Origin of the sequence: Stappia stellulata DSM 5886, assembly GCF_000423705.1 — a bacterium.
GTDB lineage: Bacteria > Pseudomonadota > Alphaproteobacteria > Rhizobiales > Stappiaceae > Stappia > Stappia stellulata.
Genome location: NZ_AUIM01000011.1, coordinates 286,016 through 300,980 on the forward strand (window position 1 = coordinate 286,016; position 14,965 = coordinate 300,980).

Below are 14,965 nucleotides of genomic sequence, written 5' to 3' on the forward strand. Positions count from 1 at the left end.
GTCCCGATGAAAATCTCAGCACCGAGCGATGCCGCCGGCGGGTGCGCGCATGAGGATGCGCAGCCAAGTCGTCGCCGGCTCATCCTGCGGCACCTGTTGCGTGCCTTCGGCACCGGCCCGGCGCTGGTGGCGCTGGTCATTCTCTTGCTTGTCGTGCTGATGGCCCTGTTTGCGCCGCTGCTCGCCACGGCGGATCCCATCGCGATCGCCCCCGCCGAACGGCTTTCGGGAAGTTCGGCAAACCACCCGCTGGGCACCGATGCCTACGGCCGCGACATCTACTCCCGGGTTCTCTACGGGGCGCGTGTCTCGCTGATCGTCGGGGCCGGCGCGGCGCTCGTGAGCGTTGCGATCGGCCTGGTGATCGGGGTCCTTGCCGGTTACTTCCCCGCGGTCGATTCCGTCATCATGCGCACGATGGATGGCGTCATGGCGATCCCGTCGATCCTGCTCGCCATCGCGCTGATCTCCCTGACGGGCGCATCGCTCATGACGGTGATGGTGGCAATCACCATCCCCGAGATTCCCCGCGTGGTGCGACTGGTTCGCAGCGTCATCCTCAATGTGCGCTCGGAAGCCTATGTCGAGGCGGCGGTGACGCTTGGAAGCCCGGTTCGCCGCATCCTGATGCGGCATATGGTGCCAAACACGATCGCGCCGCTAATCGTCCAGGGCACGTTCGTCTTTGCGTCGGCAATACTGACCGAGGCGACGCTCAGCTTTCTCGGCGCCGGCCTGCCGACAGAAATCCCTTCCTGGGGCAACATCATGTCGGAGGGGCGGTCGTATTTTCAACTTTTCCCCGGCCTGGTGCTCTGGCCCGGTATCGCGCTCGCGCTGACGCTGCTCAGCGTCAACGTCCTCGGCGACGTCTTGCGTGACACACTTGATCCGAAGATGGCGAAACGTACATGACCGAACCGGCTGCTCCCCATCGAAATCCCGTTATCCGGGTCCGCGACCTGTCGGTCGGTCTCGTTCACGGAAGCCACCGCCCCGTGGTCGACAGGGTCGGGTTCGAGATCGCCCCCGGCGAAACGGTTTGCGTGGTCGGTGAATCCGGTTCGGGCAAATCTGTCACCGCCTTCTCCATCATGGGCCTCTTGCAGACCAACGCCCTGCGCCCCACCGGGGGCGAGATACTGCTGGGTGACGAGGATCTGCTGCGGGCCGCTCCGGAACGGTTGCGGCATCTCCGCTCGACGCGGATGTCGATGGTCTTCCAGGAACCCATGACCGCGCTCAATCCGGTCGAGAAGGTCGGACGCCAGATCGAGGAAGTGCTTCTGCTGCATTCGCGGATGGGGCCGGCGGAACGCCGCCAACGAACCCTTGCGATGCTCGAAACGGTTCATCTTCCGGATCCCGAGCGGATCTACGAGTCTTTTCCGCATCAACTCTCCGGCGGGCAGCGCCAGCGTGTGGTGATTTGCATAGCGCTCATTCTCGAGCCCGACCTGCTGATCGCGGACGAGCCCACCACGGCGCTCGACGTGACCACCCAGCAACAAATCCTGACCCTGATTCGCGAAATGCAGGAACGGCAGAACACCGCCGTCCTGTTCATCACGCATGACATGGGGGTCGTTGCCGACATTGCCGATCGCGTCGTCGTGATGAAGGACGGGCGTGTCGTCGAGGTCTCGGACAAGGAGAGGATCCTGCGGGCGCCAACCCACGACTACACGCGCATGCTGATATCGTCCGTGCCGAGCCTTGTGCCCGAACTCCGGGAACCGCTTCGCACCGAACCGGTCCTGACCGTCGAAGGGCTTCACAAGACCTTCCGCAAGAAACGGTTTCTTCGCCCGGCCTCGGAAGTCCGCGCCGTGCAGGATGTCAGCCTGACGCTCCAGCGAAAGGAGATCCTGGGTGTGGTCGGGCAATCGGGTTCGGGCAAGTCCACGGTCGCGCGCTGTATCGTCGGGCTGGAGGAGCCGAGTGCCGGTGAAATCGTGATCTGCGGCGAGCGGCTCGACCGGGCCGGCACAGCCGCCAGAAGGCAGATGAGGCGGCGGATCCAGATGGTGTTTCAGGACCCGTACAGATCGCTGAACCCGCGGGTCAGGATCGGCCGTTCGATGATCGAGGGGCCGACCAATTTTGGCGTCGCGACAGAGGCTGCCATGGAGCGGGCCGGCGAACTGATGGCGCTGGTGGGCCTGCCGACGTCTGCGCTCGACCGGTATCCGCATCAGTTTTCGGGTGGACAACGCCAGCGCATTTGCGTTGCCCGTGCCTTGATGCTGGAGCCGGCCGTGCTGGTCGCCGACGAGGCGGTTTCGGCGCTCGACGTGTCGGTCCAGGAGCAGGTTCTGGAACTCTTGGACGAGATCCGGGAGGAGACCGGCGTCGGCATCCTGTTCATTACCCACGACCTGCGGGTCGCGGCCCGGATCTGCGATTCCATCTTCGTGATGAACCATGGCCGCGTTGTCGAGCATGGCCCGGCGGAACACGTGCTGGCGCGGCCCGAACAGGCCTACACGCAAAAGCTCTTCGAGGCGGCGCCCGGACGACACTGGGACTTTCGCAATTTCCGTCCTATTGAAGGAAACTCTGCATGACGCAACACTTCGACCTGCTGATCCGCAACGGCACGATTGTCGATGGAACCGGCGCCGCGCGTTACGAAGGCGACGTTGCTGTGTGCGGCGAACGTGTGTCGCGGATCGGGGAACTCAGCGATTGCACGGCCACCCGGGAGATCGATGCGAAAGGCCTGATCGTGGCGCCGGGGTTCATCGATGTCCACACCCATGACGACCGCATGCTGTTGGCGGAGGGAGACATGGTGCCCAAGGTCAGCCAGGGCGTGACCACGGTTGTGGCTGGAAACTGCGGCATATCGCTGGCGCCCATGCCCGTCCCGGTCTCCCGCCCCGTCCTTCCGCCCCTCGATCTTCTGGACGCTTCCGGTGAATGGTATTGCTACCGTAGTTTCGCCGAGTATCTCGCCGCGCTCGGAGAGACCCCGGCTGCGGTGAACGCTGCGGCATACGTCGGACACACAACGCTGCGGGCCATCGTCATGGATGACCTGGACCGGCCCGCGAGTGCCGCGGAAGTGGCGCGAATGCAGGAAATGGTTGCCGAGGCGATGGAGGCGGGTGCGATCGGCGTCTCGACCGGTCTGGCCTATCCGCCGGCCAGGGCCGCCACCACCGAGGAGGTGATCGAGGTCTGTCGTCCCATGGTGCCGCATGACGGACTTCACGCCACGCACATGCGCGACGAGGGCGAGGCGACAATGGCTTCGCTCGACGAGACCTTCGCCATCGGACGTGCGCTTGGGGTGCAGACGCTGATTTCGCACCACAAGCTTGCCGGCGCGGCGGCTCATGGTCAGTCGGTCGCCACCCTGCGCGTCATCGCAGACGAGATGATCCGGCAGAAGGTCAGTCTCGACTGCTATCCCTACACGGCCTCATCGACCATCCTGACACTGGAACACGCGGAAAGTTCCGGGCGCACTCTGATCACCTGGTCGCGCAAGCGCCCCGAGTTCTCCGGGCGCGACCTGATGGACGTCATGTCCGAACTTGGGTGCTCGATGGCCGAAGCGGTGGCGCAGCTGCAACCGGCTGGCGCGGTCTACTTCCGGATGCACGAGGATGATGTCAGCCGGATCCTGTCCTTCGATCCGACGATGATCGGCTCGGACGGCCTTCCGCACGACGAGTTTCCGCATCCCAGGCTCTGGGGCACTTTCCCGCGTGTTCTCGGCCACTACAGCCGGGATCGGGGCCTGTTCACCCTGGAAACCGCCGTTCACAAGATGACCGGACTGACGGCGGCCGAAATCGGTTTCGTCGACCGCGGCGTTCTGCGCGCAGGTGCATTCGCCGACATCACGCTCTTCGATGCTGGGCTGATCCGCGATCAGGCGACGTTCGAGGAGCCGACGCGGCGCGCCGAGGGAATCGGCGCTGTGCTGGTGAACGGTGTTTCCGTGTGGGAGGGCGACGCTCCGACAGGCGCACGGCCCGGGCGTGTCCTGCATCGCCAGCGCTCCCCGATGCAAGCGCCCGGCGCGAACACCGGCTCGCGGGCCGCGGTGTCGACCGCAGGGTAATCCGCCGATGCCTGATGTTATCGTTTTGGGCGCAGGGATGGTCGGCGTCAGCACCGCGCTCGCCCTGCAGGAACGCGGCAGCGAGGTCGTCATGCTCGACCGTGGCGACCCGGTTGCCGCGAGCAGCTACGGAAACGCGGGGATCATCCAGGTCGAAGCCGCCGAACCCTATGCCATGCCCCGCTCGTTCCGGGAGCTTGCAGCGATCGCGCTCGGCCGCAGCAATGCCGTCGTATGGCACGCGGCTGCGCTTCCCGGCGCACTGCGGCCCCTTTGGGCCTATTTTCGCAATTCCGCGCCTGCGCGCCTTGAACGGATCGCGCGAACCTACGCGACGCTGACATCGCGTGCGACGTCGGATCACGCGCCCTGGATCGAGGCGGCGCGGGCGGACCGGTGGATCCGCCGTGACGGTTTCCGGCATGTCTTTCGCGATCCGCGCGACTTGTCGACGGCAGTCATGCGTGCCGAGCGGGTGACCAGAGACCACGGTGTCCGCTTCGAGGTGCTGGACGGTCCGGCACTGGCACGCAAGGAGCCGTCTCTGCGCAGGCCTTTGGCGGGCGCGCTCCATTGGCTCGACCCCTGGACATGCCGTGACCCAGGCGCACTGGTGAAGGCCTACACCGACCTGTTCCGGTCCCGCGGAGGACGTGTCTTGCACGGAAACGCGATGACGCTGACCAGGCGTGCGGGCGGATGGCACGCCAGAACAAATGAGGCAACATGGGTCGGCGCGCCGCATGCGGTCATTGCGATGGGCATGCAGTCTGCGGCGCTTTGCCGGCGGTTCGGCCTTCGCGTTCCCCTCTTCGCCAAGCGTGGCTACCACTGTCACTTCGAAACCCGGAGCGGACCCGACCTGCCGCTTGTCGATGTGGCGAGCAGCTCCGTTCTCGCGCCGATGGCAGGAGGGTTGCGCATCCTGACCGGTGCCGAGATCGCCCGGGAGGGCGCCAAGGCGCGGCATGTGCAACTGGAGCGCGCGCGAAACGACGCATCGGAACTGTTTGACCTCGGCGATCCCGTCGACCCGGTGCCGTGGCTCGGCACACGACCCTGCATGCCCGACATGTTGCCGGTTCTGGGAGGCGTGCCGGACCAGCCAGGTCTTTGGGCGCATTTTGGTCACGGTCATCAAGGGTTCACCCTGGGGCCGACCACCGCCGCCATCCTGGCGGAGGAGATGACCGGTGGCGCGCCGGTGCCATCGGCGCTGACCCCGGCCCGTCTCGCTCGGCAGTAAAGCGGCAGGCCCCCCTGATTGGTCCGTTTTTCCCGGCATCCGCAAACCGACCGACGGATTGAAGACGGGTCGGTGCTCACTTCGGCGCAGCGTCCGGGCGGGCCCGCTGCCTGGGCTCACTCAGGGAATTGCGTGTTTCGATCCCGCGCTCGCCAGCGCGCGGTGCGGACGGCCCTGCCCTTCATCGCCGTTGTTACCGCCGCCGCAGGCGACCCGTTGACGGCGGAACGCGTCTTGCCGTTGGACCGCGTTTCCGGATCCCGACGCCTTGGTCCTTCGGACCTGCAGCTCCGTTCTTCATCAAAACAGCCCTCAGCTTCTATAAGGGCACGCATATTTTTGATCGATATGCATTGACTCTTTCAATCCGATCATTAACGATCACAACCAAGGGGAGGCAGGATGCGCCATCGATTTCCACAAAAGCGGCAACGCCAGATGATCGACGTCATTGTCGAGCGCAAGCGCGTGAGCACCGCTGACCTTTCCGCCCAGCTGGGCATCTCGCTTCCGACCGTACGCCGCGATCTTGCCGTCCTGGAGCAGGCGGGTCTCGTTACCAGAACGCATGGCGGGGTGGTCGCGCGCGGGGCCGGGGAAGACGGCACCGAGCCGCTTTTTCTGGAGAAGGTTCGGCAAAACCAGAACCTGAAGCAGCGTATCGGCCAGGCGGCCGCTGCCCTGCTGGCGGACGGACAGGCGGCGCTGCTGGATTCCGGAACGACGGCCATGGCAACCGCGCGCGCCCTTGCCGGTCGGCGCGTCACAATCGTCACGATGGACCTCAAGGTGGCGGAAGCGGCCTCCGTCGGCGCCACCGAAGTCCATATCGTCGGCGGTCGGGTTCGCAACGGCTATTTCAGCCTCGTCGGCAACTGGGCCAAGGACGCGCTGGCGAGCATTCAGGCGGATATCTGTTTTCTCGCCGCCGACGCCCTCGATCACAACGGCATCACCACCGCCACGTTCGAGGAGGCCGAGGCAAAGCGGATCGCCATGTCGCGGGCGAAACGCATCGTCGCGATTTCCGATCACAGCAAATTCGGCAAGCGGGCGTTCGCGGAGGTCTGCGGGCTCGACGCCATCGACGAACTCGTCACCGACAGGGGCGGCGAGGCTCTCGTTGCCCCCTATCGGGCGTTGATACCGGTCATCAGGCTCGTCTGACGGGCGGGGACCGACTACACCAAGGAAAGATACGGAATGTCAAAGTTCAAGCAGCTCTTCGGCGACAAGAAGCCCATCGTCTCGATGGTGCATCTGATGCCGATGCCGGGGTCTCCGCTCTACCGGGCGGATGCAGGCATTGACGGCATCGTCGCTGCAGCGCGCAAGGATCTCCTTGCCCTGCAGGATGCCGACGTCGATGCGGTGATGTTCGGCAACGAGAACGACCGCCCTTATGAGCTGAAGGTTGATACCGCCTCCACCGCAGCCATGGCCTATGTCATCGGCCAGTTGCGGGACGAGATCAAGAAGCCTTTCGGTGTCAATGTTTTGTGGGACCCGATGAGCACCGTTGCATTGGCGGCGGCGACAGGGGCCTCTTTCGTTCGCGAGATTTTTACCGGAACCTACGCCTCCGACATGGGGCCGTGGACACCGAACGCCGGCGAGGCGCTGCGCTATCGCAATCGTCTGGGACGCGACGATCTGGTGATGCTCTACAACGTCTCTGCCGAGTTCGCCGACTCCATGGACAGGCGTCCGCTCGCAGACCGGGCGCGCTCCGCCGTGTTTTCGTCGATTCCCGACGCCGTGCTGGTTTCCGGCGCCATCACGGGCGAGGCGGCGGAAATGAATGACCTCGAGACCGTCAAGGCGAAACTGCCCGACACCCCGGTTCTGGCCAACACGGGTGTGCGCCACAACACCGTGGCCGACATCCTCAAGATCGCGGACGGCTGCATCGTCGGCTCGTCGCTCAAGGTCGACGGGAACACATGGAACCCCGTCGATCCGGAGCGCGCCAGGGACTTCATGCAGATCGTCAAGGCCGCTCGCGGCGGCTGATCATCGGGACGGGGGAGGAAGATCATGGACGCAAGACAGGACACCACAGGATCTCACCTGAAGAATCTGGGCGTTTTGACGTTGCTGGTTTTCGTGACGCTCGCTGTTGTCAGCCCGGCTTTTCTCTCGGCGTCGAACCTCAAGTCCATGGGCTTTCAGTTTCCCGAATTCGGGCTGCTGTCTCTTGCCGTGCTGCCGACGATGATCACCGGCGGCATCGACCTCTCGGTCGTTGCCGTTGCCAATCTGGCCTCCATCGTCGCGGCCGTGACCATGAAGGCCGGGCCGGAGGTGGCGTGGCTTGCCATTCCCGCCGGCCTCGCGGTCGGCGTTGTCTGCGGCGCCTTCAACGGATTTCTGGTCGCCTATTTGCGGCTGCCTCCGATCCTGGCAACGCTCGGCAGCATGCAGTTGTTTGCCGGCATCGGCATCATCATCACGCGCGGACCGGCCATCACCGGCCTGCCCGACTGGTACACAGCTTTCGGCAACTGGACGATCGGGGGCATGCTTCCGCTTCCGCTCGTCCTCTTTGCCCTTGTCGCGTCGGGTCTTGCCTTTCTTCTGCGCCGAACGCCGGTGGGTCTGCGTCTGCGCCTGTTCGGCGCCAACCCGGTGGCGGCCGGCTTCGCCGGCGTGCCCGGGAAGAAGCTGATCGTTCAGACCTATGCGATCGCCGGCTTCATTGCGGCGCTCGCCGGTCTAGTGGTTCTGGCCCGGGTTAATTCGGCCAATGCCGACTATGGCAGCTCCTATCTGCTGCTCGTCATTCTCATCAATATTCTTGCCGGCGTCAGGCCGGCCGGTGGTTTCGGCACTGTGACCGGCATCGTCCTGGCAGTGATCTGCCTGCAATTCATCTCCAGCGGGCTCAACATTCTCTCCTTCAGCGCCTTCTCCCGCGATCTGGTCTTCGGCGGCCTGCTGATCGCCGTCATGTCCTATCGCGCGGCGTTCGCGCCCTTCGACGTGAAGGCGTTTCTCAAACGAAAGGCTCATCCCTCATGAAAGAGCGCCTCCGCTCCCTGCTTAAAACCCTGATGCTGACGCCGGGTCTGTCCGGACATGAAGACCGCGTCCGCCGTCGTATCGAGACGGAGCTCTCCGATCTGCCGCTTTCGGTTCGCACCGATCGTCTCGGCAACCTCATTGCCACTTTGAAGGGCGACGAGGGCGCTCCCTCGGTCATGCTCTTCGCGCATACCGACCAGTTGGGCTTCATGGTGCGCAAGATCGAGGACAACGGCCTCGTTCGGATCGAGCGCCTGGGCGGCATTCCCGAAAAGGCGCTGGCGGCGCAGGCGGTGTTGTTTTGCATAGGCGAAGGCCGCGACGTGCAGGGCGTGATCGCCAACAAGAGCCATCATGCAACGCCGCCGGAGGAAAAATACAAGGTCACGCCTTATCAGGACGTCTTCATCGATGTGGGTGCGGAAGACGCCGCCGGCGTCAAGGCGCTGGGCATCGAGATCGGGACGCCGGTGGTCTATGATCCGCGCGTCATCGAACTCAACGAAAACCGCCTCATCGGCACGTCGATCGATGACCGCGCCGGCTGTGCAGTGGTCGTTGAGGTCGCCCGTGCGCTGGCAGAGGACGGCCCGCGCCCGACGGTACATTTTGTCTTTGCCGTTCTGGAGGAGTTCAATCTCCAGGGCGCGATGGTTGCAGCGCGCGCGATCAACCCGGACATCGCCATCCAGCTCGACCTGGCGCTCAATGCCGACACGCCCGACATGACGCAGCGCGGCGAAGTCGCGCTGGGGAACGGTCCGGCGATGAGCCTATATTCGTTCCACGGGCGCGGCACGCTGAACGGCACGATCCCGCATCCGGCATTGCCGAAGCTGTTCTCCGATACCGCCGCATCGGAAGGGATCAATCTTCAGCGCACGGCGCATACCGGCGCGCTCACGGATTCCTCTTACGTCCAGCTCGTCAATGACGGCGTGGCCTGCATCGATATGTGCTTCCCCTGCCGCTACACGCACACCTGTCTGGAAATGTGCGACCTGCGGGATCTGGAGGCACTCACGAAACTGTTGATCGCCGCGATCCGGCGGGTCGATGCCGATTTCAGCCTGAACCGGGATCATTACACCTGATGGATTGCTATCTCGGCATCGACATCGGAACTTTCGAGACCAAGGGCGTGCTGGCCGACGGCCGCGGACGCATCCTGGCATCGGCGAAGCGACGGCACGATCTGATCGTGCCGCAGCCCGGCTGGGCCGAACATGACGCCGAGAATGACTGGTGGGGCGAATTCTGCGCCGTCAGCAAGGAGCTTGTCGCCACGTCCGGCGTCGCTGCCGGCGACATCAAGGCAGTGGCGGCAAGCGGCATCGGTCCATGCATGCTTCCCGTCGACAAGGGCGGCAAGCCGCTGATGAATGCGGTGCTCTACGGCGTTGACACGCGCGCCTCGGAGGAAATCGAGGAGCTGACCGCCGAGATCGGCGAGGAGACCCTTTTCGCCGAATGCGGCAATGCCCTCACCTCGCAGTCGGTTGGCCCGAAGATCCTGTGGCTGAAGAAAAACCGGCCCGACGTCTACGCCCGAACGCACAAGGTATTGAACTCCTCGTCCTTCCTTGTGCACCGGCTGACGGACCGTTTCGTCATCGATCACTATTCCGCGGCGTCCTCGACCCCGCTCTACGACATCCGCACCAATCAATGGAGCGAGCGCTACGCCTTGCGCATCATCGCGCCCGAACGGCTGCCTGACCTTTTGTGGAGCACCGAGATCGCGGGCCAAGTCACGCAACAGGCAGCACGGGAAACCGGGCTTGCAGCGGGCACGCCAGTCACGGCCGGAACGATCGATGCCGCATCGGAAGCCATCAGCGTCGGTGTGCTGGGGCGCGGCGAAATGATGATGATGTACGGCTCCAGCATGTTCATTATCCTGGTGACCGACCATCGTGTCGCGGACGGGCGGCTGTGGTATGCGCCCTGGCTCTTCAAGGGTCAGCATGCTTGCATGTCCGGGACCTCCACCAGCGGCACGCTGACGCGCTGGTTCCAGGAGCAGTTCGCCCGCGAGCTCGAGGCCGACGATGCCCTGAGGCTGCTCGCCGAAGAAGCCCGGGCATCGCCGGTCGGCGCGAACGGGATTGTCGTGCTGCCCTATTTTTCCGGCGAACGCACCCCGATCCACGATCCGCATGCGCGCGGTGTCATCTTCGGTCTCGATCTCACCCATACACGTGCGGACATCTATCGCGGGTTTCTCGAAGGCATTGCCTACGGCGTGACCTCGGTGATCGAGACCTACCAGACCGCCGGGGCATCGGTGGACCGCATCGCCGCCGTCGGAGGCGGCACGAAGAATGCGGTCTGGTCGCAAGCGATTTCCGATGCGAGCGGCAAGACCCAGGACGTCGCCGCCCACACGCTTGGCGCGGCCTTCGGGAATGCCTTTCTCGCCGCCATTGCCGTCGGCGCCGCCGAACGCGGCGACATCCGGCGCTGGAACCCGGTGGAGCGGAGCATCGTCGCGGACGCGCGCAACCATGCCGTCCATCGCGCGCGCTATCGAACATTCAAGGAATTGTACGCCCGCAACAGCGATCTCATGAGGGGGACGGGGCAACGGGCGTTCGATGAAGCCTGACAGGCGGCCATTCAGGTCGTCGAGGCGCGATTGATGAGTTAGAGGAGGAGTCTCATGGTGTCGAAATTAGGGAAACTCACCGCCGGCGTGGCGCTTGGCGCCGCGCTGTTCCTGGGAGCGGGTGCCATCACCCAGGCTCAGGATGCCAAACACACCATCGTCACGGTGGTGAAACTGTCGGGAATTGCCTGGTTCAACCGCATGGCGGATGGGGTCGAGCAATATGCCGCCGACACGGGCCACGACGCCACCCAGGTCGGCCCGGCCTCGGCCGATGCGGCGCTCCAGGTGCAGATGATCGAGGATCTGATCGCCCGGAAGGTCGACGCCATCACCGTCGTCCCGAACTCCCCGGAAGCGCTGGAGCCTGTGCTCGGCAAGGCCCTCGATGCAGGGATCAAGGTCATCGGTCACGAGGCGTCGAGCCTCGACAACATCACTTATGACGTGGAAGCCTTCGACAATGCGGCCTACGGCCGTCACCTCATGGAAGCCCTGGCGCAGGCCATGGGCGGGGAAGGCGAATATGCCGTCTTCGTCGGCCATCTGACTGCCAAGACCCACAATGAATGGGTCGACGCTGCGATTGCCTACCAGAAAGAAAAATACCCCGACATGACGCTCGTCACCGACAAGCTGGAAAGCAACGAGCAGCAGCAGACCGCCTACCAGAAGACCAAGGAACTTCTGCGCACCTATCCGAACCTGAAGGGCATTCAGGGCTCGGCGGGCGAGGACGTCGTGGGTGCGGCCCTTGCCGCCGAAGAAGCGGGCCTCGACGGGAAGATCAAGATTGTCGGCACCAGCCTCGTCTCCGTCGCCGGACCGTATCTGGAGACCGGTGCCATCGAGATGATCTCGTTCTGGGATCCCGCCAAGGCAGGCATTGCCATGAACAAGGTCGCTTCCATGGCCATCGAGGGCAAGGACGTGACCGACGGCATGGATCTCGGCGTCGAGGGCTACAACGCGGTCAAGCTCGACGGCAAGGTGCTCTACGGTCAGGCTTGGGTCGATGTGACCACGCAAAACATGGGCGATTACGACTTTTAGGGCCCGGGTCTCGTCGCCATGACCGGAAGCGGAAGACATCCCGCGTCGGCTTGCCGTCACGGGTCCGGGGCCACCGGACCGCAACCCGTTTTCCGCTCCCCCTACCGCCGGGCCGACCTGCCCGGCGGTCTTGCCTGAACACAAGAGATCTGCGCATGAACGACGAAGCGAGCGGCAGCACGCCCATCCTGCAGATGCAAGATATTCGCAAGGCCTATGGATCCGTGCGTGTGCTGGAGGACGTCAGTCTCGAACTTGGGGCAGGCGAGGTGCGCTGTCTGGCCGGCGAAAACGGATCCGGCAAATCAACGCTGATCAAGGTTCTATCCGGCGTTGTGAGGGCGGATGCAGGCCAGGTACGGCTGCACGGCCGCCGTTTGAGCAGCGATCCGATGGCTGCCATTGCGGCCGGACTGTCGGTCATCTATCAGGACTTTTCCCTTTTTCCCAATCTGTCTGTTTGGGAAAACATCGGATTCCTGCGCTCCGTGACCTGTGAAGACGTGTTTCACCGACGTGGCGCGCGCCGTCGGCTTGCGGTCGACACACTCCGCCGCATGCAGGTGGACATCGATCCGGACACACCGGTGGAAATGCTGCCTGTCGCGTCGAAGCAACTGGTCGCCATCGCCCGCGCCCTGGCCAATCAGGCCCGCATTATCGTCATGGACGAACCGACGACCGCCCTCACCCGGAGCGAGGTCGCGCATCTTCTCGATATCGTCGAAACCCTGAAAAAGGACGGCGTTTCGTTTCTCTTCGTCAGCCACAAGATCGAGGAAGTCTTCGCGGTTTGTGACACGGTTACGGTTCTGCGCGACGGCTCCGTGGTGATGGAAGGTCCGATCGGGGCATTCGATGCCGGGCGTCTTGTGGAGGCCATGACCGGACGCTCCGTCGACAGCCAGCGCCTGCCGCGCGAGCAATCCCCGCCGCAGCCTCCCTTCCTCGAGGTCTCCGGTCTCGGCCGGCGCGGAGAGTTCGTTGACGTGAACCTCGCCTTGCGACCGGGCGAAATCGTCTCGGTGGTCGGACTGCTCGGCTCGGGTCGCACGGAGCTTGCGCAAACCCTGTTCGGCTACATGAAACCGGACGCGGGCCGCATCGAGATCGACGGCAAGCCGGTCGCATTCGGCGACCAGACCAGCGCCATCGCCCACGGAATTGCCTATGTGCCGGAAGACCGATTGACGGAGGGACTGTTTCTCAGTCAGTCGATTGCCGACAATATAACCGTTTCCAGCCTCGGCAAATCGACCTCCTTCGGCATTCTCGGCGCCGCCGCACTGCTGCAGCGCGCGCGTGCGGCGGTGCAGAACCTGCGGATCAAGACGCCCGACGTCACGCCCGCGGTCGCAACGCTTTCGGGTGGCAACCAGCAACGCGTCGTCCTTGCACGCTGGATGGAGCACGATCCCAAACTGCTCATCCTCAACGGACCGACCGTCGGAGTTGATGTCGGCTCGAAGCGGGACATTCATGAGTTGCTGGTTTCGCTCAGTCGCAGCGGCACCTCGGTCATGGTCGTAACGGACGACATTCCCGAAGCGATTGCATTGTCGGACCGCATTCTGGTGATGGTGCGCGGTCGCATCACCGCGAGCTTCGACGCCGCCGCCGTGGATGAAGATACGCTTTACAACGAAGTCATCAGGGAGGACCGGACATGAGCCCGCTTGCCCGCATCGTTGCCACACCGCAGGGCATCGTGTTCCTCGTCGCAGTGCTTTTCGCGCTGGTGCTCGGGTTTCTCAATCCGGCCTTCTTCACCCCCTCCACCCTGCTCGATCTTGCGCGCAACGGCCTCGTTACCGGCATTTTCGCACTCAGCGTGATGTTGGTGCTGGCGTCGGGCGGCATCGATGTGTCGCACACAGCGATCGGCGCCTTCGCCATGTACGCAACGATGAAGATCGTTCTCGGCATCGACATGGACCTGCCGATCATCGCCTATTTTGCTGTTGCGGCCATCATCGGCGCCGGTCTCGGCCTGATCAACGGCGTGTTGATCGGCGGGCTCGGGCTCAACACGCTGATCGTCACGCTTGGAACGCTGTCCTTCTTTCGGGGGGCCCTACTCACCTTTCTCGGCACGACCTACATCACGTCGGTGCCGCGCGAGGTGATCGATTTCTCGCGCACCATCCTGATCCGCATCGAGAACGGTGTCGGCCAGATGGTGTCGCTTCCGGCCTCTTTCCTCGTTTTGGTCGCGATCACGATCGCGCTCTCGATCGTCATGAACTTCACCATGTTCGGGCGAAAGGTCTATGCAATCGGGGGGTCGGAAGAGGCGGCCCAGCGCATCGGCATTCGCATCAAGCGGGTCAAGGTGCTGATCTATGTGATCGCCGGGGCCATAGCCGGGCTTGCCGGCATGACGCATGTCACGCTCTCGCGCATGGCGAACCCGTTCGATCTCGTCGGCATGGAGCTCAATGTCATCGCCGCGGTCGTGCTGGGCGGGGCCCGTATCACCGGGGGGCACGGCACGGTGCTCGGGACCCTTCTCGGCGTTTTCGTGATTACCATGATCAACACGACGCTTCTGATGGCTGGCGTCCCGTCCTATTGGCAGAAATTCGTCATCGGCTGCCTGATCATCCTTGGCACGGGCTTGCCCATTGTTTTCGACCGTCTTGCAAAGTATCGCCGGCGCATGGCCCGCCCCTTGAATGCCTGATCGCGATTTCGGGGCATTTCTCCCACCAAGGATCCGGCAGCGTCGCCGGTTCCGGGAGCGAGCGCATGACGCCTCATGGCGACCGCGCCGGGCGGCTTCCGCGTCGTCCGGCCTGCGTCGGAGGCCGAATCCGGCCGCGCCCTCAGGATTAGGCGGGCGAGCAGCAGGCTGGTGCGGACGACGGACATTCGACGCGTCACGAAGCGCCCTGCCTTTGAGAAGCGATTTGCCGGACCTGTCGCGTTGCACGATGGCGTCAATATGCGGATGCTGACG

Annotated in this window: 12 protein-coding genes; all 12 read left to right on the top strand. The window is 64.0% G+C overall.

From position 1 onward, the window contains the following. Positions 1-6: 6 nt before the first annotated feature. The 12 genes from G572_RS0108865 (at position 7) to G572_RS0108920 (ending at position 14,689) form a co-directional block, all read left to right on the top strand. Complete coding sequence (locus tag G572_RS0108865; RefSeq protein ID WP_029058160.1) at positions 7-915, top strand: ABC transporter permease; 909 nt, start codon at positions 7-9, stop codon at positions 913-915. Further along, positions 912-2,567, top strand: coding sequence for a dipeptide ABC transporter ATP-binding protein (locus G572_RS0108870; protein WP_029058161.1), 1,656 nt, complete (start codon positions 912-914; stop codon positions 2,565-2,567). Before G572_RS0108865 ends, G572_RS0108870 begins: the two co-directional genes overlap by 4 nt. Beyond that, positions 2,564-4,075 (top strand): N-acyl-D-amino-acid deacylase family protein, encoded by a 1,512-nt coding sequence (locus G572_RS23200; protein ID WP_051242046.1) that lies wholly within the window; start codon positions 2,564-2,566, stop codon positions 4,073-4,075. The genes G572_RS0108870 and G572_RS23200 overlap by 4 nt, the downstream gene beginning before the upstream one ends. Before the next feature lie 7 nt (positions 4,076-4,082). Beyond that, a complete protein-coding gene (locus G572_RS0108880) occupies positions 4,083-5,321 on the top strand; it encodes an NAD(P)/FAD-dependent oxidoreductase (RefSeq protein ID WP_029058162.1) in 1,239 nt (412 codons plus the stop codon). 438 nt (positions 5,322-5,759) lie between these two features. Beyond that, on the top strand, positions 5,760-6,488 hold the full coding sequence (locus G572_RS23205; protein WP_051242048.1) for a DeoR/GlpR family DNA-binding transcription regulator: 729 nt from the start codon (positions 5,760-5,762) through the stop codon (positions 6,486-6,488). A 36-nt stretch (positions 6,489-6,524) separates the two neighbouring features. Beyond that, positions 6,525-7,334: a BtpA/SgcQ family protein gene (locus tag G572_RS0108890; RefSeq protein WP_029058163.1), complete on the top strand. Its 810-nt coding sequence runs from the start codon at positions 6,525-6,527 to the stop codon at positions 7,332-7,334. Positions 7,335-7,358: 24 nt separating this feature from the next. Further along, positions 7,359-8,342 carry an ABC transporter permease gene (locus G572_RS23210; RefSeq protein WP_037546279.1) on the top strand — a complete coding sequence of 328 codons (984 nt, stop codon included), beginning with the start codon at positions 7,359-7,361 and terminating at the stop codon, positions 8,340-8,342. After that, positions 8,339-9,439, top strand: coding sequence for a M42 family metallopeptidase (locus G572_RS0108900; RefSeq protein ID WP_029058298.1), 1,101 nt, complete (start codon positions 8,339-8,341; stop codon positions 9,437-9,439). The genes G572_RS23210 and G572_RS0108900 overlap by 4 nt, the downstream gene beginning before the upstream one ends. Further along, the gene (locus tag G572_RS23215) at positions 9,439-10,953 is read left to right on the top strand and encodes an FGGY-family carbohydrate kinase (RefSeq protein ID WP_037546280.1); all 1,515 of its coding nucleotides are present in this window, start codon (positions 9,439-9,441) and stop codon (positions 10,951-10,953) included. Before G572_RS0108900 ends, G572_RS23215 begins: the two co-directional genes overlap by 1 nt. A gap of 54 nt (positions 10,954-11,007) precedes the next feature. Next, on the top strand, positions 11,008-12,006 hold the full coding sequence (locus G572_RS0108910) for a substrate-binding domain-containing protein (protein ID WP_029058164.1): 999 nt from the start codon (positions 11,008-11,010) through the stop codon (positions 12,004-12,006). A 155-nt stretch (positions 12,007-12,161) separates the two neighbouring features. Further along, complete coding sequence (locus tag G572_RS0108915; protein ID WP_029058165.1) at positions 12,162-13,676, top strand: sugar ABC transporter ATP-binding protein; 1,515 nt, start codon at positions 12,162-12,164, stop codon at positions 13,674-13,676. After that, on the top strand, positions 13,673-14,689 hold the full coding sequence (locus tag G572_RS0108920; RefSeq protein WP_029058166.1) for an ABC transporter permease: 1,017 nt from the start codon (positions 13,673-13,675) through the stop codon (positions 14,687-14,689). The genes G572_RS0108915 and G572_RS0108920 overlap by 4 nt, the downstream gene beginning before the upstream one ends. Positions 14,690-14,965: the final 276 nt, after the last annotated feature.

Coding starts and splice junctions, on each gene's coding strand:
- G572_RS0108865 (WP_029058160.1), top strand. CDS start 7: ATGAAAATCTCAGCACCGAGCGATGCCGCCGGCGGGTGCGCGCATGAG.
- G572_RS0108870 (WP_029058161.1), top strand. CDS start 912: ATGACCGAACCGGCTGCTCCCCATCGAAATCCCGTTATCCGGGTCCGC.
- G572_RS23205 (WP_051242048.1), top strand. CDS start 5,760: ATGATCGACGTCATTGTCGAGCGCAAGCGCGTGAGCACCGCTGACCTT.
- G572_RS0108910 (WP_029058164.1), top strand. CDS start 11,008: ATGGTGTCGAAATTAGGGAAACTCACCGCCGGCGTGGCGCTTGGCGCC.
- G572_RS0108920 (WP_029058166.1), top strand. CDS start 13,673: ATGAGCCCGCTTGCCCGCATCGTTGCCACACCGCAGGGCATCGTGTTC.
- G572_RS0108890 (WP_029058163.1), top strand. CDS start 6,525: ATGTCAAAGTTCAAGCAGCTCTTCGGCGACAAGAAGCCCATCGTCTCG.
- G572_RS23215 (WP_037546280.1), top strand. CDS start 9,439: ATGGATTGCTATCTCGGCATCGACATCGGAACTTTCGAGACCAAGGGC.
- G572_RS0108880 (WP_029058162.1), top strand. CDS start 4,083: ATGCCTGATGTTATCGTTTTGGGCGCAGGGATGGTCGGCGTCAGCACC.
- G572_RS0108915 (WP_029058165.1), top strand. CDS start 12,162: ATGAACGACGAAGCGAGCGGCAGCACGCCCATCCTGCAGATGCAAGAT.
- G572_RS23200 (WP_051242046.1), top strand. CDS start 2,564: ATGACGCAACACTTCGACCTGCTGATCCGCAACGGCACGATTGTCGAT.
- G572_RS0108900 (WP_029058298.1), top strand. CDS start 8,339: ATGAAAGAGCGCCTCCGCTCCCTGCTTAAAACCCTGATGCTGACGCCG.
- G572_RS23210 (WP_037546279.1), top strand. CDS start 7,359: ATGGACGCAAGACAGGACACCACAGGATCTCACCTGAAGAATCTGGGC.